Origin of the sequence: Neobacillus sp. C211, from assembly GCF_051842875.1 — a bacterium.
GTDB lineage: Bacteria > Bacillota > Bacilli > Bacillales > Cytobacillaceae > Neobacillus.
This window is the reverse complement of sequence record NZ_JBPXRO010000003.1, coordinates 264,219-286,972: the sequence shown is the minus strand read 5'-3', so window position 1 is coordinate 286,972 and position 22,754 is coordinate 264,219. Positions and strand designations below refer to the sequence as shown.

18 protein-coding genes are annotated in these 22,754 nt (G+C 38.0%); 14 read left to right on the top strand and 4 right to left on the bottom strand.

Annotated features, from left to right (window positions below; translation table 11 throughout):
* Positions 1 to 25 precede the first annotated feature (25 nt).
* Positions 26 to 1,444 carry an aspartate ammonia-lyase gene (gene aspA / locus ACSU6B_RS04980; RefSeq protein WP_410883247.1) on the top strand — a complete coding sequence of 473 codons (1,419 nt, stop codon included), beginning with the start codon at positions 26 to 28 and terminating at the stop codon, positions 1,442 to 1,444.
* A gap of 87 nt (positions 1,445 to 1,531) precedes the next feature.
* Here aspA and ACSU6B_RS04975 read toward each other — a convergent pair whose 3' ends face one another.
* Positions 1,532 to 2,698: a polysaccharide deacetylase family protein gene (locus tag ACSU6B_RS04975; RefSeq protein WP_410883245.1), complete on the bottom strand. Its 1,167-nt coding sequence runs from the start codon at positions 2,696 to 2,698 to the stop codon at positions 1,532 to 1,534.
* A gap of 361 nt (positions 2,699 to 3,059) precedes the next feature.
* On the opposite strand from ACSU6B_RS04975, the gene ACSU6B_RS04970 reads away from it, so the two are divergent.
* Entirely contained in the window at positions 3,060 to 4,091 is a 1,032-nt protein-coding gene (locus tag ACSU6B_RS04970) for a VanW family protein (protein WP_410883243.1), read from the top strand.
* A gap of 575 nt (positions 4,092 to 4,666) precedes the next feature.
* Here ACSU6B_RS04970 and ACSU6B_RS04965 read toward each other — a convergent pair.
* Entirely contained in the window at positions 4,667 to 6,085 is a 1,419-nt protein-coding gene (locus ACSU6B_RS04965; protein ID WP_410883241.1) for a sigma-54 interaction domain-containing protein, read from the bottom strand.
* A 498-nt stretch (positions 6,086 to 6,583) separates the two neighbouring features.
* On the opposite strand from ACSU6B_RS04965, the gene ACSU6B_RS04960 reads away from it, so the two are divergent.
* The 7 genes from ACSU6B_RS04960 (at position 6,584) to ACSU6B_RS04930 (ending at position 12,978) form a co-directional block, all read left to right on the top strand.
* Complete coding sequence (locus ACSU6B_RS04960) at positions 6,584 to 8,026, top strand: amino acid permease (RefSeq protein WP_410883239.1); 1,443 nt, start codon at positions 6,584 to 6,586, stop codon at positions 8,024 to 8,026.
* Between the two features lie 150 nt (positions 8,027 to 8,176).
* A complete protein-coding gene (locus ACSU6B_RS04955) occupies positions 8,177 to 8,350 on the top strand; it encodes a hypothetical protein (protein WP_410883237.1) in 174 nt (57 codons plus the stop codon).
* 118 nt (positions 8,351 to 8,468) lie between these two features.
* Positions 8,469 to 8,816: a PadR family transcriptional regulator gene (locus ACSU6B_RS04950; RefSeq protein ID WP_410883235.1), complete on the top strand. Its 348-nt coding sequence runs from the start codon at positions 8,469 to 8,471 to the stop codon at positions 8,814 to 8,816.
* Positions 8,797 to 9,432: an HAAS signaling domain-containing protein gene (locus ACSU6B_RS04945; RefSeq protein ID WP_410883233.1), complete on the top strand. Its 636-nt coding sequence runs from the start codon at positions 8,797 to 8,799 to the stop codon at positions 9,430 to 9,432. Before ACSU6B_RS04950 ends, ACSU6B_RS04945 begins: the two co-directional genes overlap by 20 nt.
* Before the next feature lie 71 nt (positions 9,433 to 9,503).
* Positions 9,504 to 10,967 carry a DUF4153 domain-containing protein gene (locus ACSU6B_RS04940; RefSeq protein ID WP_410883231.1) on the top strand — a complete coding sequence of 488 codons (1,464 nt, stop codon included), beginning with the start codon at positions 9,504 to 9,506 and terminating at the stop codon, positions 10,965 to 10,967.
* Positions 10,968 to 11,113: 146 nt separating this feature from the next.
* Positions 11,114 to 11,989 carry an ABC transporter permease subunit gene (locus ACSU6B_RS04935; RefSeq protein WP_215003297.1) on the top strand — a complete coding sequence of 292 codons (876 nt, stop codon included), beginning with the start codon at positions 11,114 to 11,116 and terminating at the stop codon, positions 11,987 to 11,989.
* Positions 11,986 to 12,978, top strand: coding sequence for a hypothetical protein (locus tag ACSU6B_RS04930; RefSeq protein WP_410883229.1), 993 nt, complete (start codon positions 11,986 to 11,988; stop codon positions 12,976 to 12,978). The genes ACSU6B_RS04935 and ACSU6B_RS04930 overlap by 4 nt, the downstream gene beginning before the upstream one ends.
* Positions 12,979 to 13,036: 58 nt before the next feature.
* Here the strand turns inward: ACSU6B_RS04930 and ACSU6B_RS04925 are convergent, their stop codons facing one another.
* Positions 13,037 to 13,831, bottom strand: a complete 795-nt coding sequence (locus tag ACSU6B_RS04925) for a TIGR00266 family protein (RefSeq protein WP_410883227.1) — start codon at positions 13,829 to 13,831, stop codon at positions 13,037 to 13,039.
* A gap of 1,230 nt (positions 13,832 to 15,061) precedes the next feature.
* Here ACSU6B_RS04925 and ACSU6B_RS04920 point away from each other — a divergent pair.
* The 5 genes from ACSU6B_RS04920 to ACSU6B_RS04900 all read left to right on the top strand — a co-directional run bounded on the left by ACSU6B_RS04920 (position 15,062) and on the right by ACSU6B_RS04900 (position 22,316).
* On the top strand, positions 15,062 to 16,810 hold the full coding sequence (locus tag ACSU6B_RS04920) for a SulP family inorganic anion transporter (protein WP_410883225.1): 1,749 nt from the start codon (positions 15,062 to 15,064) through the stop codon (positions 16,808 to 16,810).
* 21 nt (positions 16,811 to 16,831) lie between these two features.
* Positions 16,832 to 17,185, top strand: coding sequence for an ArsR/SmtB family transcription factor (locus ACSU6B_RS04915; RefSeq protein ID WP_088086799.1), 354 nt, complete (start codon positions 16,832 to 16,834; stop codon positions 17,183 to 17,185).
* A 451-nt stretch (positions 17,186 to 17,636) separates the two neighbouring features.
* Complete coding sequence (locus tag ACSU6B_RS04910) at positions 17,637 to 17,837, top strand: cold-shock protein (RefSeq protein WP_007083969.1); 201 nt, start codon at positions 17,637 to 17,639, stop codon at positions 17,835 to 17,837.
* Positions 17,838 to 18,036: 199 nt separating this feature from the next.
* Positions 18,037 to 19,182 (top strand): exonuclease SbcCD subunit D, encoded by a 1,146-nt coding sequence (locus ACSU6B_RS04905; protein WP_410883222.1) that lies wholly within the window; start codon positions 18,037 to 18,039, stop codon positions 19,180 to 19,182.
* A complete protein-coding gene (locus ACSU6B_RS04900; protein WP_410883220.1) occupies positions 19,179 to 22,316 on the top strand; it encodes an AAA family ATPase in 3,138 nt (1,045 codons plus the stop codon). The genes ACSU6B_RS04905 and ACSU6B_RS04900 overlap by 4 nt, the downstream gene beginning before the upstream one ends.
* A gap of 105 nt (positions 22,317 to 22,421) precedes the next feature.
* Here the strand turns inward: ACSU6B_RS04900 and ACSU6B_RS04895 are convergent, their stop codons facing one another.
* Entirely contained in the window at positions 22,422 to 22,739 is a 318-nt protein-coding gene (locus tag ACSU6B_RS04895) for a putative quinol monooxygenase (RefSeq protein ID WP_410883218.1), read from the bottom strand.
* Between the last annotated feature and the right edge of the window lie 15 nt (positions 22,740 to 22,754).

Sequence of the window (22,754 nt, the reverse complement as noted above, 5' to 3'; positions counted from 1 at the left end):
TTATAAAGGGTAGGAGAAGATAATTATGGACACTAAAAGAATTGAACAAGACTTCTTAGGAAAAAAAGAAATACCAACAGATGCTTACTATGGTATTCAAACACTTAGGGCAGTTGAAAACTTTCCAATTACAGGTTATCGAATTCATGAAGATTTAATAATAGCGCTTGCGATGGTCAAAAAAGCGGCTGCAATTGCCAATATGAATACGAAGAGGCTGTATAGTGGACTTGGCAACGTTATTAGCCAAGCAGCTGATGAAATGATTGAAGGTAAATGGAACAATCAGTTTATCGTTGACCCGATCCAAGGTGGAGCAGGGACATCAATGAATATGAACGCTAATGAAGTGATTGCCAACCGTGCACTAGAATTACTCGGTCATGAAAAAGGTGCTTATATGCATTTAAGTCCCAATACACATGTTAATATGTCGCAATCAACGAATGATGTATTTCCTACAGCTATTCATATAGCAACACTCAGATTACTTGAAAAATTGCTAGCGACTATGCAGGATATGCTTAAGGTCTTTAAGGATAAAGCTAAGCAATTTGAAAACGTTATTAAAATGGGTCGGACCCATCTTCAGGATGCCGTTCCGATTCGATTAGGTCAGGAATTTGAGGCTTACTCTCGAGTGCTTGAACGGGATATTAAACGGGTCCATCTTTCACGGGGGAATTTATATGAAGTGAACATGGGAGCAACAGCAGTTGGAACAGGATTAAATGCAGACCCAAAATATATACTAGATGTGGTTAAACAGCTTACAGAAATCAGTGGATTACCGTTGGTCAATGCAGAACATTTGGTTGATGCTACGCAAAATACGGATGCTTATACCGAAGTTTCAGCAGCATTAAAGGTGTGTATGATGAACATGTCTAAAATCGCTAATGACCTTCGGTTAATGGCATCAGGTCCTCGTGCAGGCCTTGCTGAGATTTCCCTTCCAGCCCGTCAGCCAGGATCTTCGATCATGCCTGGAAAAGTAAACCCTGTAATGCCGGAACTGATTAATCAAATCGCCTTTCAGGTGATTGGAAACGATCATACCATTTGTCTAGCTTCAGAAGCAGGCCAGCTTGAATTGAACGTCATGGAACCTGTATTAGTCTTTAACCTACTTCAATCTATTAGTATTATGAACAACGGATTCCGATCATTTACGGATCATTGTCTTGTAGGGATTGAAGCTAATGAGGCTCGCTTAAAAGAGAATGTTGAAAAAAGCGTAGGTATTATTACAGCGGTTAATCCACACCTTGGTTATGAAGTGGCAGCGAGAATCGCTAGAGAAGCAACTTTAACTGGCAAGTCTGTTCGTGAATTATGCCTGAAATATGATGTCCTAAGCGAAGAAGAATTAGATCTTATTTTGAATATATATGAAATGACCAAACCGGGAATCGCAGGTGCTGCTCTTTTAGAAAAAGATTAAAGTTCTTTTTACAAAAATATTATTCTTTTAAATAAGGAGTGCCTGACACCGGAACATTTACGAATGGAGAGTCAGGCACCCTTTTTGTTACTGTAATAAGTCGCTCAATGGAACCAGTTGGTACCCTTGGGCTCTTAGCCATGGGATTACTTGATTAACAGCATCCGGCGTATTTATTCCGCCGATATGCATGAGGATGATGTCACCGTTGCTTGCTCCAGTTTTAATCCGGGAGATGATTACCCCAGTAGTCGGCTGCTGCCAGTCTATCGTATCCAGTGACCACTGGATGCTGTACGGGTACCCAGCTTCGCCAGCTGTTTTAAGAGCGGATGAATTATATGATCCGAATGGAAAGCGAAAATACGGCTGGGGTGATTTTCCCGTTGCATTCTTGATTGCTTCTTCAGCTTTGATGATATCCTTTTTAAATGCACTAGCTGTCGTTTTTACTGCGTCCGGATGGGAATAAGAATGGTTACCTATATCATGTCCTTCATCGGCAATTCTTTTGGCGAGGTTTGGATATTTCACAACCCATTTACCAGTAAGGAAGAAGGTGGCTTTGACATTATGCTTTTTCAACACATCGAGTATCCCAATGCCCACTGCATCACTACCGGCATCAAAAGTTAATGCGATTTTTTTCTGCTGGAGGCTGCCGTTTGAAATAATCACAGATGAAGCTGTTGTAGGTGGGGGATCCTGCTTTGGTGGATCTGCAGGTTGTGCCGGCTCTACATTCTTCCCATAAAGCTTCAATATTTGACCCACATAAATGACATCGGAGGGGAGACGGTTCCATTGCTTTATTTTTTCTACAGTCACATTTGCTCGTTTGGCGATGGAGAATAAGGTATCGCCTTTAACGACCTTGTAGTCAACTGTTTCGTTATCACCCACAATAATTTGTGCGGGAGTAGTAGGGTTAGGTTGATTAGGTTCCTCTTTTGCAGGTTCTTCGGATGGAGGGTTTACAATGTCGGGTGGATTTTCATTTCCTGAATCGGTTCCATTATTTTGTCCGGAACCTGAAGGTATTTCTGATTTAGGAGAATCAACTGTTTCTCCACTCCTAAGGGCAGGCAGGTTCCTATCGTGAAAAAACAACAGGAAAACAACGCATAGCAAACATATTGTTGCGAGAGTATAATAAATTCCTTTTCCTCTTGTTCGATGGGCATGTGAAATTACTCCTAAAACAAGAGATACTGAAAATAAAAGAATGCTAACAAGTATTAAGATTTCTGTCATGGTAATTCCCCCTTTATTTTCGTTCTGACCAGGGTGCAGAAATCGTTTAGTACAAGGAATAATTTGGTGCTGAAGTCGAAGAGGGGACTAAAGTGGTATTGATATATAATTGATTTCTGCTTTAATTATACCATATGAGGAAATGGGCTTAGATGCCACGCACCTTTAAAAAAAGCCTACGATTTATACAAACTTCATTTTGTTTATTATTTTTATATTATTATTTCCAACTTTTTTGCAGGAAATTGTAAATAAAAATGGAATAGAATAGGAGAGTCATATGAAACAAAATACATTGGGTATCGTCTAACTATTTATAAAAGGGCATAGAGCTATAAAAAAAGGGGTCAAGTAGGATAAAATGGCGAAGCATAATTGGGTAATATCACTTTTAGTAGCAGTTTGTTTAATAGGAACTGGATGTTCGGAACAAACCGCAAAAGAAAAAGAGGCAAAGGCAGCAGAAATTCAACAAAAGATTGTAAAAGAGAAAAATTTACAAGAAGAAAAAAAACTGGCAGAAACAAAGAAACGTGAAGAAGAACGAAAACTGGAAGAAGCAAGGCCTGTATATATAAATATTATTGATCCGAACACAAAAGACAAGGTAAAAACTTTTAATACGAAGGATTTAGGGTATATAACGAATCCTGAAAATTATAAAGTTGAAATTGCTAAATTGACTAGAGAATTAGCGCGGGGAACTGAATCGAGACCTGGGTACGACAAACGAATGGTTCTTGATAAACTGGATGGAAATGGTCAGGTGATCAAAGGAACACCTCAAACAATTCTTGATGAAGAAGAATTGGCTGAAAAGATTATGCTGGCTTCTGAAAAAGGCGGCGATGTAGAGATTCCTTTATATATTAATGCGAGTGGATATAAAAACGAAGACGCGGCCCATTTAGATGAAGTGGTAATTGCCTCATATACTACTTATTTTAATAGTGGTGTTGTGGGAAGAACGAAAAATATTGAACTATCGGCAGAAGCGATAAATAATGTCATCCTTGGAACGAATGATTATTTCTCATTCAATACGACTGTTGGCCCAAGTGATGCGGGGCACGGGTACCAAAAAGCAGCAGAGATTAATTACGGAAAATTAGTCGAAGGATATGGCGGAGGCATTTGCCAAACTTCTTCTACTTTGTATAATGCAATCGATCAACTAGCTGTAACTTATGTAGAAAAACATCATCATTCCTTAAAGGTCGGTTACGTGCCAAAAGGAAGAGATGCTACCGTATCCTATGGCGGCAAAGATTTTAGATTTCAAAATACATCTGGTGTACCTTTAATATTAAAGGCAATTGTAAGAAATGGGTCTCTAACAGTAGAGGTAAGGACATCAACAGCCTACCAAGACCAAGTAAAGAAGGGTATCTAGCTAGTAAGAATGTGAAGTTTTCCACATGAAAAGATGCATTAAAGACAGACAGAATCCCTTCATTGAACCGAGAAAAAGGGTTTGAGGAAGGGATTTTTTGTTTATTTTTAATTGAATACCGTTTTACGGTATTACCTCATTTCCTCCCAATCTGTATATTGACCACTGCCTTGACATCCCGGGCATTCAAACGAATTAAAGTATGCAAATTCATTATAAGGGTACACGGTATAGCCTCGACCATAACAATCAGGACATTTGCCCTGGTCTTTCATATTCGAGACATGATTCTGGTATTTAGTCTCTTTCCACTGGTTAAAAGAGTTGAGTAGTCCCATTTTATTCACCTCATCTTTTTTCTTCTTAGTATGGAGAAAAAATGGAATTATTATGCTTGTATTATTTTATTGCAAATAGGGAAACGATTGAAATATACAATTTTCCATTTATCAAACTTCAATACTTTTCTATAATAATTTTATGTAAATACAGTCATTTTTGTGAATGGTTTTACAATGGAAATAAAAAAAGTGGAAAGCATCATTGCTCTCCACCTTTATAAAATCATGTACATCCTATTTCCCAGAAATATTTAATTTCTTCATTCGATACTGTAAACTTTGCCGACTTAGTCCAAGTAGTTGGGCTGACTTAGAAACATTAAAATTATTTTTAGTTAATACATGGTCAATATAAGATTTTTCAAATAACTCCATTTGTTGTTTTAAGGGAACAGCTATCTCTGCATTTTCTTTTATAAAGTTATCAACTGTAGAAAGAGGGATCATTCTTTCTTTCATCTGCATTTTGCTTCTATATTGGTAGGGTAAATGGGTGTACATGATCCATTCTTCATCGATCATAATATTCATAGCTGCTTCAATAATATGCTCAAGCTCACGAACATTGCCGAGCCAGTCATACTCAAAGAAAGACTGTTTAACTTCCTCTGACAAACCTTTTACATTCATCTGAAAAAGTTCATTGTATTTTTCAATAAAGTTTTGGACTAATAATGGTATATCTTCCTTGCGATCTTTTAAGGGTGGGACAAAAATAGTTACGACTCCAAGCCGATAATATAAATCTTTACGCATCCGATTATTGGCAATAGCATCGATCGGATCTTCATTCATATTGGCAATAACCCGTACATCAACAGGTGTATCCTTCGTATCACCTATTCGCCGAATGGTCTTTTCCTGAAGAACACGAAGTAACTTTGCCTGAAGATTTAAATTTAATGAATTAATCTCATCTAGCAAAAGTGTTCCACCATTGGCCTGTTCAAATAATCCGGGGGTATCGACAGCACCCGTGAAGGCACCACGCTTTGTCCCAAATAGGAGGCTTTCGATTAAATTATCAGGAAGGGCTGCACAGTTTTGAGAAATAAATGGTGCAGATAATCGCCCGCTCCCGTTGTGAATACTTTGGGCAAAAAGTTCTTTCCCTGTACCTGTATCTCCGACAATCAAAACATAGGAGGAAGTTCGGGTAGCACGTTTAGCAGATTCGATTACTTCCTTAATGGCACGGCTATTTCCGATGATTTTATCAAACGTGTATCGGGTTGATCCTTTATTCATATTGCCTTTAATTAATCGCTCTAGTTTTGTAACATCATTGGCAATTTCAACTGCTCCTTGGAGTTTTTCTTCCGAATAAATTGGGATAGTATTGTTTATTGTCGTAATTTCTCGACCTTTATTGTTAAAATAGGTTTGTTTTACGTTACTTGTTTTTTTTCCTTCGTGCAGCGCTTTTACAAGAGTACTAGATTGATCATCTTTAAACATAAACACATCTAATAGGTTTTTATCAATAACGTCATGAAGGTCCATCGATTCCATTTGCATCATTTTTTTATTATATATAATCGTTTTTCCCGTCTCATCTACGGCATGGACACCAACATCCACCTCGTCCAAAATCCGTTTATACATTCGATTTACATAAAGTAAGTAATTGGCGTTTTGTATAGTTTTCTCCATGTGATTCATTCCCTTTGTTTTATCCCTTATGCACCTATTTAACCAAATAAAACGTAATAATGCAAAATAGTTTTGCAGTTTCGTAGAAAAACCGTGAAAATTTGCAAAGAATATTGGCGTTTGTCAGATTAATTCTCAATTTGGTAACTTTTGTTAGGTGAATCTTCTTTCCTTTTTTGTGGAAAAATTATTTTGGCGGTATAGGTGCAAAATATTTATTAATCATGCAAAAATATTTTGCCTATTTGTTCAAAAAATGCTCACAAATCGGCATATTAATTTTGGCATGAAACTTGCATTTTAATATTTTGAAATATAGCGATAATTTAGAAATTATTAGCTAGTTTTAGCTCTTGAAAATAGGCTACTATTTCCGTATAATTTCTAATGCAAAAGGTTTAATTTGTAGAGCTGCCAGTTTAGGTAGAAAATTATCCTATTATTTTGTGTTAAAAAGGTTTGAAAGCGCATTCCTTAAGGGGAAAAGGGGGATATTTTATGAATTTGCAAGAAAATAATTCAAATCATGAATTAAAAAGAACGATGAAGTCGAGACATTTATTTATGATCTCATTAGGTGGGGTAATTGGATCAGGTCTTTTCTTAGGTTCAGGCTACACGATTAGCCAAGCAGGACCAACGGGTGCTATTCTTTCTTATATTGTCGGCGGTTTGATCATGTTTTTAACCATGCTATGTCTCGGTGAATTATCTGTTGCCATGCCGGTATCTGGTTCATTTCAAACGTATACCACGAAATTTATTGGTCCTGGAACTGGATTTGCACTTGGATGGCTTTATTGGTTAGGCTGGTCTGTAACTGTAGCATTGGAGTTATTATCTGCAGGACAGCTCATGCAAAGATGGTTTCCTCACTCCCCAATTTGGATTTGGTGTGCGATTTTTGCTGTTGTATTATTCTCACTGAATGCACTCTCAGCACGCGCGTTTGGCGAAACCGAATTTTGGTTTTCAAGTATTAAAATATTTGCAATTATCGCTTTTATCGTCCTTGGTGGAGCGGCGATGTTTGGTTTAATTCACTTGAAAGGTGGACAACCAGCACCGTTTTTCTCTAATTTCACTGCACATGGTTTATTACCACATGGTTTTTCTGCCTTAATTATTACAATGATTGCAGTTAACTTTTCGTTTCAGGGCACAGAATTAATCGGGATTGCTGCAGGCGAAAGTGAAGAACCTGAAAAGACTATTCCGAAATCGATTAAACAAACAGTTTGGAGAACGCTATTTTTCTTCGTTTTAGCGATATTTGTATTAGCCAGTTTAATTCCTATGAAACAAGCTGGAGTCGTGGAAAGTCCATTTGTTGTCGTGTTTGATAGTATTGGAATCCCATATGCAGCAGACATTATGAACTTTGTTATTCTGACGGCGTTACTTTCTGTTGCAAACTCAGGACTGTATGCAGCAACACGAATGTTGTATGCCATGTCTAAAGAGAAAATGACTAGTCCTGCCCTTGCAAATGTAAATAAACAAGGAGTACCAATCAACGCGCTTGTTTTGACGATCGGGATCGCTCTATTATCCTTACTGTCAGGCTTCTTTGCCGAAGAAACAGTATTTGTTTGGCTGCTTTCCGTCGCAGGATTAGGTGCCCAGGTCGGTTGGATTTCAATCACAGCTTCACAAATTGCCTTCCGTAGAAAATTCATCCGCGAAGGAGGAAATGTAAAGGATCTTAAATTCAAAACGCCGCTTTTTCCAGCTCTGCCAATCATTGCCTTAACCTTAAACGTTATTGTATTGGCAAGTTTAGCGTTTGATTCAGAACAGCGTTTGGCTCTGTATCTTGGGGTTCCGTTTGTAGCAGCCTGTTATTTAATTTATCATTTTAGAATTAAAAAGAACCGCGAACAAGATGGTGAAGGTGAACAAGAATTACAACTGCATGAAAATAAAAAAATGATTATTTAGTTTACCATGTTAAAAACGCTTGAAAATTGAGCTGCACCCGAATTGTTGGACACTAATCTAACAATAAGGGGTGCAGTTTTTTTATGGTTAAATATAATGCGGAGGATAAATTAAAGCAATATTCAAATACTATTTATCGAGGTGATGAAGATGGGAAAATGGAATGAACAGGCGGCACCCAATAATAATTTGCCACCGAAGACAATCAAGCAAGGTGAATTAGTTGGGAACGAAGCAAAACATGAGTTTTCAGAGGAATTATCTGATGGTGGAGAACGTGACCAAAACATTAAGGTTCTGAGAAATAACGGAAGAGTAAAATAGGATTCATTTTAGGTAGTGGTGATTAAAAAATTACCACTATTTTTTTATAAGCTCTTTACAATACAATTCCTTTGTTATAGAATTTCTATGTACCTAATATATCTAGGTAGGTGAATAAATGTTTAACCGCGAATTAGTGAAAGGCAGTACTTCCTTAATCCTGCTCCAATTATTAAACGAACGGGATATGTATGGCTATGAATTAGTGAAAGAGCTTGAACAGCGCAGTGATAATGACTTAAGTGTTAAAGAAGGGACCCTGTATCCTGCACTTCACAAGCTTGAAAAGCAAGAGTACATTGAGTGTTATTGGCGGGAGCAGGAAAAGGGACCAGCACGAAAATATTACAAGATAACCACGGCTGGAAAGGAATTATTAGGTGAAAAAACACGTGAATGGCAGGACTTTGTTAAAGTGATGAACAAAGTGATAGGGAGATCGAAGCATGGAACGGCCGAAGAATAGGTTTCTTGAACAACTGGCAAAAGGGCTGGGAACTCAATTAGATAAAGAGGAGATTCTCCGTGAATATGCGTCACATATCGATGAAATTCTAATGGAATCGAAGTGTCAGGATGAGGATACGGTTTTTGAACTGATTGTATCCCGGCTTGGCAGCCCTAAAGAAATTGCACAGGTGTGGAGAGAAGAGTTTTCTGTCACTCCAAGTAATATGAAATGGGTGTTTATCCTCTTAAATGTTCTTTTTTTTGGAGGAGGCAGTTTACTAACCTTGGCTCACAATATCTATCCGTGGGAATGGCTTTCGGTTACATGGAATCACTTAACCTCGATTCCAACCTTAATTGCTGTTTTGTATATGTTTTTTTGGGCCTTATTAGGATATGAAATCGGAAAGGGATTTGGGCATAATGGAAGAGTGCTCCTTAGAAAAACGTTTTTACTATCGCTTATTCCTAATTTGCTATTAATGATCCTAACAGTTTTTCATATTATTCCACATTCTTGGTTCGCCCCGTTATTAACCAAAACATTTATTATAGCTTGTATCATTTTTACCATCATCCTATACCCGGTCAGTTGGATTGGCTATCGATGGGGGAGAAAAGCGTCGATATAAGCAGTTTTTTTTTGCTTAACTACCTAGTAAAACTATATATATAGAATTTCTATACAAAAAGAGGGATGAAGATGGAAATGAAAATTACTAAATCTGATTGGATCTTTTTAGTCTTATGTTTATTGCTTGGAATTTTAGGTGAAGAAGCTTTCTTTCGCAGTCAGATAGGGATCTCCTATTTTGTGTTTATTTCAGTTTTTTACTCGGTGTTTATTTGGCGCTATCGACGCTTTCAATTTTCACATCAACGATTGGGTTATCTAATTCTTTGTTGTATTTGGCTGCTATCAGCCAGTTATTTTTTAAATAATAACGTGCTATTTTATGTTTTAAATATACTGGTGATCCCTGGGTTAGTTATCTTTCATTTAGTGTTAATCACCAGTCCGAATAATTTTCAATGGAATAAACTAACCTTGGTTACTTTTGTATTTACTAAGTTAATCCAAGCACTAAAATATAATGCTAGTTTCGCTGCCTTGTTTGGAAAGGGCTTTAAACAAGGTGTTAATAAGGACAAATTTTTAGTATGGAAAAAAATAATCCTTGGGATAGCGATTTCACTGCCAATCCTCTTTGTCGTATTGAATTTACTAATTTCGGCAGATTCTCAGTTTGAGCAATTAATTGGCGGCATTCCACAATGGTTCCAAGTCATTACTGTTGAACGTGTTATGAGACTAATTGTTATGCTAATCTTAACCGCCGCCTTCTTTGGATTTATGCAAATCCTATATAACAGACATATGAACGTAATCAAACAACAGTCAAATGAGCAACGGATTCAGATGGATGGAATTATAACAATCACGGTTCTTGTCATCATCAATGCCGTTTATCTTTTGTTTACGGTCGTACAATTCAGGTATTTTTTCAGTGGAACATTACAAGCGGATTTTACCTTTGCTGAATATGCTAGAAAAGGATTTTTCGAGCTCTTATTTGTAACACTCATCAATTTATCGATTACGGTAATCGTGTTAACCTTTGTTAATCGTGCAACAAGTTTCATGCGGAGAGCGACGCAAATCATGCTGACCATTCTCGTCCTTTCGAGCTCTGTAATGCTCTGTTCCGCCTTCCTACGGTTAAGTATGTATGAAGACGCGTACGGGTTTACGTTCACTAGGGTGCTGGTGCATTCGTTTATGATTTTCCTAGTCGTCATCTTTACGTATACACTAGTGAAGATTTGGGTGGAGAAGCTGTCGTTATTTCACTTTTATTTTATTACTTCATTGATCTACTATACAGCGATTACAGTTATTGACTTGGATAAAATCGTCGTGAAAGAAAATATGAACCGTTACGAGACCAGCGGGAAAATTGATGTTCATTACCTTAATAACTTGTCATATAGAGGGGTTTTAGGCTTAATAGACCTTTATGAAAAAGATAAGAATATACCTGAACTAAAAAAAATATTACTAGAGCGAAAAAAGGAAGCACTTGCTGAAAGCTTGCCGTGGCAATCGTATAATCTAAAACGAGAGCAGGCATTCTCTGAACTTAAGAAGTTGGATATAAACAAGTAAATAGAAGACGATTCGATGATCCGGATCGTCTTTTTTGTTGATATTTATTAATCTGAATAAATTAGGAATATTGCAAAATTACTAATTAAATGTAAAAATGGAAAAGAACTGTATTTTTTTAGAATAAAATTTTTGGGTGGGATAAAATGAAACGTTTATTTCGGGCTCTTATCAGAATTGGATTAATACTAGCGGGCTTTCTGTTTATTTTTAATCTTCCCTCCTTTTTAGGGATTGGAAAAGAGCATGTCATGATTAATTTTAAAACACTATGGATCAATCTGAAGTCGGATTTTCAATTTTTAGTGGAATTTAATGGTGATCAATACATAGCTTTTTTCAAGAAATTAGAAATAGCCGAGAGTTATCAGTACACGATGACGATTCTACTGATCAGCCTTTTTTTTATAATCTTCCTTGCTATGATTGTGGCAATAATAATTATGCTCTCACCAGAAAAAGCAAAAAATCGAATGAAAAGTGGGATCAATTTTTTCGAAGCTGTTCCTGATTTACTAGTAATCTTTTTATTTCAGTTTTTTATTATTACTTTATATAAAACGACGGGATTAAAGTTTTTACAACTCTATGGGATATTTGGTCATAAGCCTTATTTTGTTCCAATCATGACTGTATCCTTTCTGCCTTTTTTCCTATTCTTGCAGTTTCTGATTAATGTAATCAATGAGGAACAAATCCAGCAATATGTTCTCTATGCGAGGGCAAAGGGGATGGGCAGACTTAGAACCATACTCGTCCACATCATGCGAAACATTTTTCCACTCTTAATCTTGCAGCTGCGGACGATCATTTGGGTATTATTATCCAATATTTATCTAGTTGAATTTTTGTTTAATATTAATGGGTTTACTCAGCAATTTCTAAAGATTATTTTTATGGGCGGAGATTTTGCTTCCCTCGTTATATGTTTACTAATGTTATCGATACCACTGTTGGTAATGGAAGCTGTGGGATGGTTGATTTCAAAGCTAATCAAAGGGAGGGAGGCAGTCAGTTTATGAGAAAATATAAAAAAACTATTATTGGCTCCACGTTGCTTTTGATTCTCTTATTAATGAGTATTTTGTACCCTTATTACGGGCCAAAAGATTACAATCATCAGGTACTGGTAAAAAATGAACAGGGCGAAATACTTGGCAGGGCACCGTTTCCTCCATCAGCACAACATTTAATGGGTACTAATCAGAATGGCGAGGATATGCATTGGCTATTACTTTACGGTGCAAAATTTACATTAATCTCGGCATTTGGAGTCGCCTTATTAAGAGTAATCCTTGGGGGAATATTCGCAATTTTCCTATCACTATGGGCGCCATTCTTAAAAATTTATGTTAAAGACTTTTTCCTAACTTTTCGTTATATCCCATCAATCCTGATTGCGATAATTTTAATGATACCGATTGTGGGTGATTTTAATGATGTTGCCATTTCTTCTATTGTTACCTATCAAATTTTTATTCTCGTATTTATCGGATTTCCATCGGTTACGATTTTCGCCGCCGATGTAACCGATGGATTATTAAAAACCTCCTTTGTGCAAAGCTCTAAGTTAATGGGGGCTGGCAAATTACATATTGTAAGAAAGCAATTGATGCCGTATATACGTTCTTACGGGCTATTATTTACTGTCCAACAGTTTATAAGCACTCTTCATATTACAATGCAGCTTGGTTTGTTTGGAATGTTTCTTGGTGGGAGAAATCGGGGAGGAGTGTTAGGGTTTGAAGAACCGCCAAAACCGGCCACACTTTCCAATGAATGGGCAGGATTAATTGGACAAAATTATAGTGAATTTATTCGTGCCCCGTGGTCCATTTTAAGTCCCGTGGTTGGATTTTTTGTTGTCATAGTCATCGTGAATTTGATCAAGAAAGAACTAGAAGAGAGCCTATATGGTTCAAGGGTTGTGAAAAAGAAAGAAACAAAGGGAAAGGTTCCTAAGATGGAATCCCATTCCTCAAAAAAATTTGAGTTTGTTCAAAAACTATAGCTTGGGTAAATTAGTAGTTAGAATTAAAAAGGCGGGATCAATTGATCCCGCCTCCATATCAGTCACCATTAAACATATCAAAAATTCCTCTTGCGATACTGCCTTCGTCTTTTGCCCCGCCACGTGAAGGTGCCGCAGCAAAAACACGGCTTGCCAGACGGCTAAATGGCAAGGATTGAATCCAAACGGAACCGGGACCGCGGAGTGTGGCAAAAAACAAGCCTTCTCCGCCAAACATGGCTGTTTTAACTCCTTTTACAAATTCGATATCATAATTTACACTGCTTGTCATCGCCACTAAACAGCCTGTATCCACGCGCAGTGACTGGCCTGGCAAAAGGTCTTTTTTTATAATCGTTCCACCTGCATGAACAAAAGCGAGCCCATCACCTTCTAACTTTTGCATAATAAATCCTTCGCCGCCAAAGAAGCCGGCGCCAATTTTTCGTTGGAATTCAATCCCGACCTGAACCCCTTTAGCAGCAGCAAGAAAGGCGTCCTTTTGGCAGATAATTTTTCCTCCCAATTGGCTTAAGTCCATCGGAATAATCTTACCAGGGTAAGGAGAAGCAAACGACACCCGTTTTTTGCCGATGCCGTTATTGGTAAAGGCAGTCATGAACAAGCTTTCACCGGTAAGTACCCGTTTACCAGCGCCGAACAGCTTACCCATAAGTCCGCTTCCGGCACTAGTGCCGCTGCCATCACCAAAAATAGTCTCCATATGTATGTCATCTTCCATCATCATAAAGCTTCCTGCTTCAGCAACAACTGTCTCTTGTGGATCGAGCTCTACTTCAACAAACTGCATGTCGTCTCCATAGATTTTAAAATCTATTTCGTGGTTATTCATACTTTTCCCTCCACTTTTTATAATAGCAAATCTATATATATTATAAAAAAGTTAGGAAAAAAGTGCTAATTTTAACAAAATAAAAATAAAAAGACGCCTGTTTACACAGACATCTTTCAATATTGTCGAGAAATGGTCATTTTCTTGGCATTTTTTATTTTGTCCGAATCTAAACTTCCAATCTTTATTAATTGATGGTCTTGCTAATAGGCCTGTTGATTTCCGCTCCGGGCACTCGCTTGTCCGGGAGCCTCCCTCGGCGCTTTGGCGCCTGCGGGGTCTCCCGTGACCTCTATATCCCGCTGGAGTCGAGTGCCCTCCGCTCCAATCAACAGGGAGTCAAATTAATCTAATGGATTGCAACATACTATTTCTATCCCTACTAAATCTTCTGGTATAAGTTCTTCAATAGACACATATTCATATTCACTTTGGCTAAACTCATTTGGCTTAAACATTGATTTCACACTTATTCTTAATCTTCTTTTGCTGTTTTCGAAAATAATGTTGTTATATATCAATGAGCAGATAATAAAAAAGGATATTTTGTGTAAAATTACACTTAAACATTAGAACATTCATGATATATTAATTGTTTTTTCCCTTCAATGAGCGAATTTTAGAGTTTTATGAGCGAATATTTCGTTTCAATGAGCGAATAATGGGTTTTTATGAGCGAATTTAAGAAGCGACATTCTTTTAAAAAAGATCATATTTTTAATATGAGTTGAAGAGATTAAATTGAATAATACACCGTTGATTGGAGAGGAAGGAGCGAAGACTCCTGCTGGAGTACGGGGCCGAGGAAGCTCCCCGGCACGCCCGCGGAAAGTGAAGCGACTGGAGCGCAAATCAACAGACTAATTGAAAGTCCTATATATTTATTATTATAAAAAATTAACGCAGCGAATTATTAAAGAAAGGAATAAAATAAAAGGCTATCGAAAGTTTTTCGACAGCATAAAAAGACGCCTGTTTACACAGACGTCTTTTGCGTATTGAGGCGAAAAACCACACTCCACATAGTGTGCTCCAAAAAGGAACGTTTCTCGACTTACACAACTCAGCTCATCGCTTTGCTATTGTAACATGCCCTTGTGAATCAAACAAGTAGTTTTTATTAAATATAAATTTTCTTTTTTTAAAACAAAATACTTGCTATCTTAGTTAAATTACCATATATTCAAATAATCAGATATACAAAAATAAGAAGATAAGAAGGGTATATATATGTTTATTGACAAAAGATTCCATAATTATTCCTTAAGGAGTGTACCAAAGGATCTCCTTTCAGGATTGATTGTCGGGGTAATCGCAATTCCACTTGGGATGGCTTTTGCTATTGCTTCAGGAGTGAAGCCAGAATATGGAATCTATACTTCGATTGTTGCAGGGATTCTTATCTCCTTATTTGGCGGATCGAAGTATCAAATAGGCGGACCAACTGGAGCGTTTATTCCCATTTTATTTGGTATTGTGATGACATACGGCTATGATAATCTCCTCATCGCAGGATTTATGGCCGGTATTATTCTGCTATTAATGGGAGTATTTAAACTTGGATCACTAATTAAATATATTCCTAGACCAGTAACCATTGGGTTTACAACAGGGATAGCAGTAACTATATTTTTTGGGCAGGTTGCTAGTTTCTTAGGTTTAGTGGGAATAAAGAAACACGAGGAATTTATTAAAAATGTCCAAGAAATTTTTGTTCATTTAGATACAATAAATATTTTCAGTATTCTAACGGCAGCCATTTGTTTAGTAACCGTCATTATAACGCCAAAGGTTGCACCAAAAGTTCCAGGCCCGCTGATTGGCTTAGTGGTTTCCTCGGTCATCGCAACCATATTTTACCCAAGTCAAATTGCGACGATTGGAACCGCTTATGGTCAAATCCCAAGCACACTACCGGAACTTCATATTCCGAACATCAATTTAGAAATGATTATCAGGCTATTAAAACCTGCATTCATTATTGCAATGTTAGGCGGTATTGAATCATTGTTATCGGCAGTAGTGGCTGATGGAATGACCAATAGCAGGCACAACAGCAATAAAGAATTAATCGGACAAGGAATTGCCAATATGATTACGCCGTTATTTGGCGGAATTCCAGCAACAGGTGCGATTGCTCGAACTGCGACAAATATTAAAAATGGAGCGATTTCGCCGTTTTCTGGCATTATCCATGGGTTTGTTGTCTTGCTAGTCCTGCTATTTTTTGCACCATATGCATCGTATATTCCATTAGCAAGTATGGCGCCAATCTTGATGGTCGTCGCTTGGAATATGAGTGAAAGAAAAGTATTTTCACATATTTTAAAAACAAAATCCACGGATTCGCTTGTCTTAACGGTTACGTTTTTATTAACTGTTTTTGTAAATTTGACTATGGCTGTTGAGGTTGGCTTAGTGATGTCTGCCATTCTTTTTGCAAAAAGAATGAGTGATGTAATGGTTACGGCTAAAGCTTTGCCAAACCGAAAACATAAACACGAAAAGGTAGAGACAGGAATTGTCTCTGATACAAATGACTGTCCACAAATTAGTATATTTAATGTGGAGGGTCCGTTATTTTTCGGTGCTGCTGAAACATTTGAAAAAACGATCATGAGCACAATAAATTATCGACCTAAAATCCTATTGTTGCGAATGAGTAAAGTGCCATTAATGGATACAACCGGAGAAGCAACGTTATCAAGTATTGTTCGTCATTTTTCTAAAAATGGTATAATTATGATATCGGGTTTAAATCAGCAGCCGGAAAATGTCTTGAAAAAGACTGGATTATATCAAATAATCGGCGAGGAACATTTTTTTGAACATACGGGTGAAGCCATCCAATATGCACTTGAGCATATTAACAAAAATAAGTGCCTAGGCTGTAAGCATTACGCATTTAGAGAATGCAAAAAGCTATCAGCTGCGGAGGCAGTAGAAGAAAGCAGAGCAAAACTTACGGCTACTTTCTAAAAAAGCATAGGAGTGGACAATTTGAATCTTGAAATGCAACAATTTAAGGCGGAATTTTTCAAAGCATTAGCGCATCCCTTGAGAATCCGTATTTTAGAACTTCTTGCCGAAGGGGATAAGAATGTAAATGAAATTCAAACCCTTGTTGGCAGTGAAGGCTCGGCAGTTTCACAGCAGTTAACTATTCTAAGAGCGAAGAATATTGTGTCTGGAACGAAAGAGGGCAACAAAGTTATCTACACCTTAAAGGACCCGATGATCATCGAATTGTTAGCCGTTGCAAGGCAAATATTTAACAATCATCTCGTGGATACGATCACAATACTAGACAAGTTTAAAGAAGATGAGGAAGAGCCAGCAATACCGAAGAATTAATTTTCTTCGGTATTTATTTTCTTATATTTCAGTGAAAAGGGGTTAAAAAGCTGTTTGCGGATTTCCCATCTCTAACCTATATAGGTTTGGAATTACTTGTGAAGGACATCATTAAAGGAATTAAGTGTTGCACAGTTTGAGTTTAATAATCTTTCCATTTGAATGGAATGGTCCCTATTGAAGAGATGTCGATTTGACTCGAAATTTCCGAAGAAAATAAGGGGGGAATGTAGAAGTATGTAGGTTTATCTTGCTCTGTCCTTTATTGACATTTAAGCTATTAGAATGCTAAAATTTAATCAGCCGTTGCACGAGATTAGATTTATATTACAAGCTTGTTCAAAGTTTTAACCGATGTTTGGATGAGGAAATGAAGGTAAAGCTATCACGTTGTAATTTGGTGAATTTACACATGGCTTAAGTGTATAAGCCAATAGGAGGATTTTTTTTCATGAAAAACGGTAAAGTAAAATGGTTTAACTCAGAAAAAGGTTTTGGATTCATCGAAGCTGAAGACGGTAACGACGTATTCGTTCATTATTCTGCAATCCAAACAGAAGGTTTCAAAACTTTAGAAGAAGGTCAAGAAGTATCTTTCGAAGTAGTTGAAGGAGCTCGTGGACCACAAGCTGCTAACGTAACTAAAAAATAATATTGTAATCTATTATAACAGCCCGGTACTTTAGTTCCGGGCTGTTTTTTGCATTTTTATAGATTCCCTTCAAATAACCTCTAGTATAAAATACCCATTGTTCCAGTAATCTGCTAGCATTTCCAAGCTCATATCTGAAAGTATTTTGTTATAATAGTAGTATTGGAAAAGATGCAGATTAAAAAATTGGGGTGAGCAGATGAAATTTATCCATACAGCTGATTGGCATTTAGGAAAATTAGTCCATGGGGTCTATATGACAGAGAATCAACGCGAAGTACTAGAGCAATTTGTGGCCATTGTTGCTGAAGAAAAGCCCGATGCCGTTGTCATCGCAGGAGACTTATATGATCGCTCGGTACCGCCAACCGATGCCGTGGAATTACTTGATGAAATGCTTTTTAAAATAAATGTCGAATTGAAAACACCGGTTGTCGCCATTGCAGGGAACCACGATAGTGCAGAGAGACTTTCCTTTGGCAGTTCATGGTATAAGCACAGCCAATTTTATCTTTCTGGAAAATTATCAACAAGCTTCATTCCTGTGCAAATAAACGGAGTAAACTTCTATCTTGTTCCTTATGCAGAGCCAGGGATGGTCCGTCAACTTCTCCAGGATGATTCGATCCATACCCATCAAGAAGCGATGAAAGCACTGATTGGAAAAATGGAGGAACACCTAAACCCAAACGAGCCCAATGTTTTGGTTGGACATGCCTTTGTTTTAGGTGGACAAACCTCGGATTCTGAACGAGTCTTATCCGTAGGCGGCTCAGGTTGTGTTGGAGCCGAATTGTTCGAACCGTTTTCCTATACCGCACTGGGTCACTTACACAGTCCAGAGGCAATTAACCATCACAAAGTGAAATATTCTGGTTCCCTCTTAAAATATTCCTTCTCGGAAGCAAAACAAAGAAAGTCGATCTCCATTATTGAAATGGATGAAAAAGGTAACTTTACACATCGTTATCGATCGCTTAAACCTAAACATGATATGCGTGAAATAGAAGGACATCTTGAAGAATTACTTGACCCTTATTTTTATGAAAAAGAAACCGTCCATGATTATTTGAAAATCACTCTCCTTGATGAAGGTGCTTTAATCGATCCGATTAATAAGTTACGTCAAGTGTATCCGAACGTCCTCCATCTTGAAAGAAAACTGGATATTACCGATTTAAAGAAGAAACAATCTTTCACTTCTATTCGAAGTGAAAAAAAGTCGGAACTTGAGTTGTTTGAACAATTTTACTCAGAGATGACAACCTCTGAATTTTCGCTGGATAAAAAAGAGGCAATGACTGATGTAATTGAAAAAGTGCTTAGGGAAGAGGGATTGAAATGAAACCTTTAAAACTGACGATGCAAGCTTTCGGCCCTTATGCAGGAAATGAAGAAATCGACTTTACCGCCCTGGGCAATCGTACGATGTTTGTCATTTCTGGTAAAACCGGTTCCGGGAAAACAACCATTTTTGATGCAATTAGTTATGCGATTTATGGAAAAGCGAGTGGAGAAGACCGTAATGGTCCCGAACTTCGCAGCCAGTTTGCGAAGGATGAGGTATTAACCGAAGTTTCACTTGATTTTTCCCTTCGTAACAAAGCGTATTCGATTACAAGGTCACCTCAGCAGTTGAAGAAGAAAGAAAAAGGTGATGGCTATACACAAATAGGTGCCAAAGCTGAGTTATATATGTGGACAGAAAATGGCGAGAAGAAGCTGCTGGCTTCTAAAATCAATGATGTTGAGGAAAAGATTAAGGAAATTATGCTTATTGATGCGAATCAATTCCGGCAAATATTAATGATTCCGCAGGGCGAATTCCGTAAACTCCTTACCTCAGATAGTAAGGATAAAGAAGTGATCCTGCAGCGCCTGTTCCATACCCAGTTATATAAAATGGTAGAAGATAAGTTAAAGGAAGAAGCAACGGAGTTAAAAAGGACTGTTGAAGACCAGATACAATCAAGAAATGAAGCAATTCGACGCATTCATTCGGTAACAAATGAAGAGCTTCGTGGGTATCTGGATGCGGATTCTGTAAATGACACGATCATTATGCCGCTTTTACAAGCAGAAATTTCCGGCATGGGTATAGCGTTGGAACAACTGAACCACCAATTAAAAGGAAAGGTACAGGAACAGGACAAACTAAAGGGGCAGCTTTTTGAAGCAGAAGCAATCTTAAAACAACTGCAAATGAAAGAGGAATTAAAGGGGCAAAAGGACAGCCTAGTTTCTCAAGAAGAAGTATTTATTGAAAAAGAAAAGCAGGTTCAACTTGCACAAAAGGCTGCCCTTTTAGCAAAGCAGGAGGAGCTGTGCCACCGTTTAAAACGCGAAGTTGATCAACTTGAGGGAAATTTGAAGTCGATTCAGATGGAAATGGAAAAATTGGATGGACTATTAAAACAGCATGAGCAACAGCTGCAACGGGAGCTTGGACGAGAGGGTGAGCGCCAGACGGCCCTTGATGAGCTGAATCGATTAGTAAATATGAAAGAGGATGTCTATTCGTTTGCCGCATTGCTTAAAGAAACGCAAAACAAGGATACTGAACTAAAAACTGCGAAAGAAAAGCATATGCAGTCCGAACAACTTCTTGAACAATTAGTAGGACAAATAGGATTCCTTAATCGGCAGAAAGAAGAAATTGAAAAAGGAAAGCTGACTTATTTAGAAAATGAAGGAAGAATTGAAAAAATAAAGGCTGAACTTGACCGTTATGAAAAATATGACACTCTGCTCGGAAAACATCAAGAGGCTGAACAAAATCTAAAGGCGATCACCGCCCGTTATGAAAATACGACGGCTAGATTTGCTGATGCCAGAGCAATGGTTGAAAATTTAGAGGGAAAATGGATGCACGGGCAGGCAGCGATATTAGCAGCAGGGCTTCAATCAGGTCAAGGCTGTCCTGTTTGCGGTTCAGAGCATCATCCATCACCTGCCATCCAACACGATGACAGTATTCCTACTGAAGAGGAAATGAAGGCAGCTAAGGCTCAATCTGCCAAATGGGAAAAAGAAAAGTCAGCAGATGAAGCTGCTTTTTACCAAAGTCAGTCAGCTGAGGCAGCAAAAAGGGCAGCTGTAACTGAAATATTGCAAGAATTACGTACGTATCGGCCAGATTTTACAGAATCTGATTTACCTCATGCAAAAATTGAGGCTGACACCGCAAGGAACCAGCTTGTTCAGATTCAAGGAAATCTTGCTGAACAGATTAAACAGCTTGATAAGGTTAGGTTGGAAATAGAAAAAAGAGAAATTGAAAAAATTAATGTACAAAACACCATCCATCAGGTTTCCGCTCAAATGAATGAGTTAACGGTGCAATTCACCGAAAAGAAGACCAATCTTTCACGGATGAAGAAAGTCATTCCCGAAAATCTTCGCTCGGAAGCGGAATACGAAAAGGCTGTCTCTGTCTCCCGGAACCGCCAAGAAATACTAATTAAACAGCTCGAAGAAGCACAGCAGCGCTTCCAGGCAGTGAAAGAAAAACTTTCCAATGAAACGGCAAGATTACTAGATGCAGAGAAACACCATGCAAGTAAACACAAAGAGCTCGAAACGGAAAGGGAAATCTTCATTAACAAACTTTCAGAGCAGGGCTTTGAAAAATACGGTATGTATGCTGCTTCCAAACGGACAGAAGGAGAGATTCGCAGCCTTGAAGCAGAAATCCGCAGCTACCGTGAAGAAGTACGCTCGGTTTCTGACCGTTTGAAAGAACTTACTGAACTGTTAATCGACGTGAAAACACCTGATATTGAGGGATTAAAGCAAGAGTTAGTGAAAATTACTGACGAAATCGAGGCACTTAATCATCAAAGCACAAATTTATTTGTAAAAAAACGGGACAACGAAGAAATTTACAGCCGGGTGGAAAGCTTGAATGAACAGATGAAAGTCCTGGAAGAACGGTACAAGTTAATTGGCCATCTTTATGAAATTGCTAAGGGTCAAAATAACTTCCGAATTACCTTTGAACGGTATGTGCTGGCGGCTTTTCTTGATGATATTTTACGAGAAGCCAACGGTCGCTTACGAAAAATGACCTCTGGCCGTTTTCAATTGCTGAGAAAAACCGATCGATCCAAAGGTAATACGCAAAGCGGTTTGGAATTGCTCGTGTTTGACCAGTATACGGGCCAGGAACGGCATGTCAAAACATTATCGGGTGGGGAAAGCTTTAAAGCTTCTTTATCTCTGGCACTAGGTCTGGCAGATGTAGTTCAAAATTATGCCGGCGGGGTATCGTTAGAAACGATGTTCATTGATGAAGGCTTCGGTACGCTGGATCCTGAGTCCCTGGATCAGGCAATTGAAGCATTAATGGATATTCAGAGCAGCGGCCGCTTGGTTGGAATTATCTCTCACGTTCCAGAACTAAAAGAACGAATTGATGTCAGACTAGAGGTCATGGCAGACCAGACGGGCAGCAGGACGGAATTTATGTTTACCAATTAATGCATTGGTAGCCTTCCATGGCCAAGCTGAAAGCAGTGTGATTTTAATGGTTTGAAATCACACTGCTTTTTGTGTTTTTCTAAGAACTTTAAAAATATCCATTACTCATAAAGGCTTAAAATTAGGAAACCGTTCTTGAGCTTCAGCAAGTGTTGAAAGGCTAGTTAATTCTGCTAAGGAACCAATTTTATCCCAAACGGCCATGACAGCAGCCGAATGGTGTGCTTTTTCAATTGCCTCCGTTGACACCCATTCAGCGATCTCGATAATCGTCCCATCCTCTGCTTGAAGAGTTAGTAAATCCCTGTTAGTAATTAAATTTTCTTCTCTTAATGTTGGGATATGTACTTTAAGAACTTCTTTCAATTCCTCTGCATTTCCTGGTTTTGGACGATAAAGTGCCATAAAAACTAATGATGACATATTTTCACCTCCTTT

Excerpts from the sequence above, each read along its gene's own strand:
- ACSU6B_RS04970 (WP_410883243.1), top strand. The coding sequence starts at position 3,060 with ATGGCGAAGCATAATTGGGTAATATCACTTTTAGTAGCAGTTTGTTTA.
- ACSU6B_RS04910 (WP_007083969.1), top strand. The coding sequence starts at position 17,637 with ATGAAAAACGGTAAAGTAAAATGGTTTAACTCAGAAAAAGGTTTTGGA.
- ACSU6B_RS04950 (WP_410883235.1), top strand. The coding sequence starts at position 8,469 with ATGTTTAACCGCGAATTAGTGAAAGGCAGTACTTCCTTAATCCTGCTC.
- ACSU6B_RS04905 (WP_410883222.1), top strand. The coding sequence starts at position 18,037 with ATGAAATTTATCCATACAGCTGATTGGCATTTAGGAAAATTAGTCCAT.
- ACSU6B_RS04945 (WP_410883233.1), top strand. The coding sequence starts at position 8,797 with ATGGAACGGCCGAAGAATAGGTTTCTTGAACAACTGGCAAAAGGGCTG.
- ACSU6B_RS04925 (WP_410883227.1), bottom strand. The coding sequence starts at position 13,831 with ATGAATAACCACGAAATAGATTTTAAAATCTATGGAGACGACATGCAG.
- ACSU6B_RS04895 (WP_410883218.1), bottom strand. The coding sequence starts at position 22,739 with ATGTCATCATTAGTTTTTATGGCACTTTATCGTCCAAAACCAGGAAAT.
- ACSU6B_RS04900 (WP_410883220.1), top strand. The coding sequence starts at position 19,179 with ATGAAACCTTTAAAACTGACGATGCAAGCTTTCGGCCCTTATGCAGGA.
- ACSU6B_RS04975 (WP_410883245.1), bottom strand. The coding sequence starts at position 2,698 with ATGACAGAAATCTTAATACTTGTTAGCATTCTTTTATTTTCAGTATCT.
- aspA (WP_410883247.1), top strand. The coding sequence starts at position 26 with ATGGACACTAAAAGAATTGAACAAGACTTCTTAGGAAAAAAAGAAATA.
- ACSU6B_RS04930 (WP_410883229.1), top strand. The coding sequence starts at position 11,986 with ATGAGAAAATATAAAAAAACTATTATTGGCTCCACGTTGCTTTTGATT.
- ACSU6B_RS04965 (WP_410883241.1), bottom strand. The coding sequence starts at position 6,085 with ATGGAGAAAACTATACAAAACGCCAATTACTTACTTTATGTAAATCGA.
- ACSU6B_RS04940 (WP_410883231.1), top strand. The coding sequence starts at position 9,504 with ATGGAAATGAAAATTACTAAATCTGATTGGATCTTTTTAGTCTTATGT.
- ACSU6B_RS04960 (WP_410883239.1), top strand. The coding sequence starts at position 6,584 with ATGAATTTGCAAGAAAATAATTCAAATCATGAATTAAAAAGAACGATG.
- ACSU6B_RS04920 (WP_410883225.1), top strand. The coding sequence starts at position 15,062 with ATGTTTATTGACAAAAGATTCCATAATTATTCCTTAAGGAGTGTACCA.
- ACSU6B_RS04955 (WP_410883237.1), top strand. The coding sequence starts at position 8,177 with ATGGGAAAATGGAATGAACAGGCGGCACCCAATAATAATTTGCCACCG.
- ACSU6B_RS04935 (WP_215003297.1), top strand. The coding sequence starts at position 11,114 with ATGAAACGTTTATTTCGGGCTCTTATCAGAATTGGATTAATACTAGCG.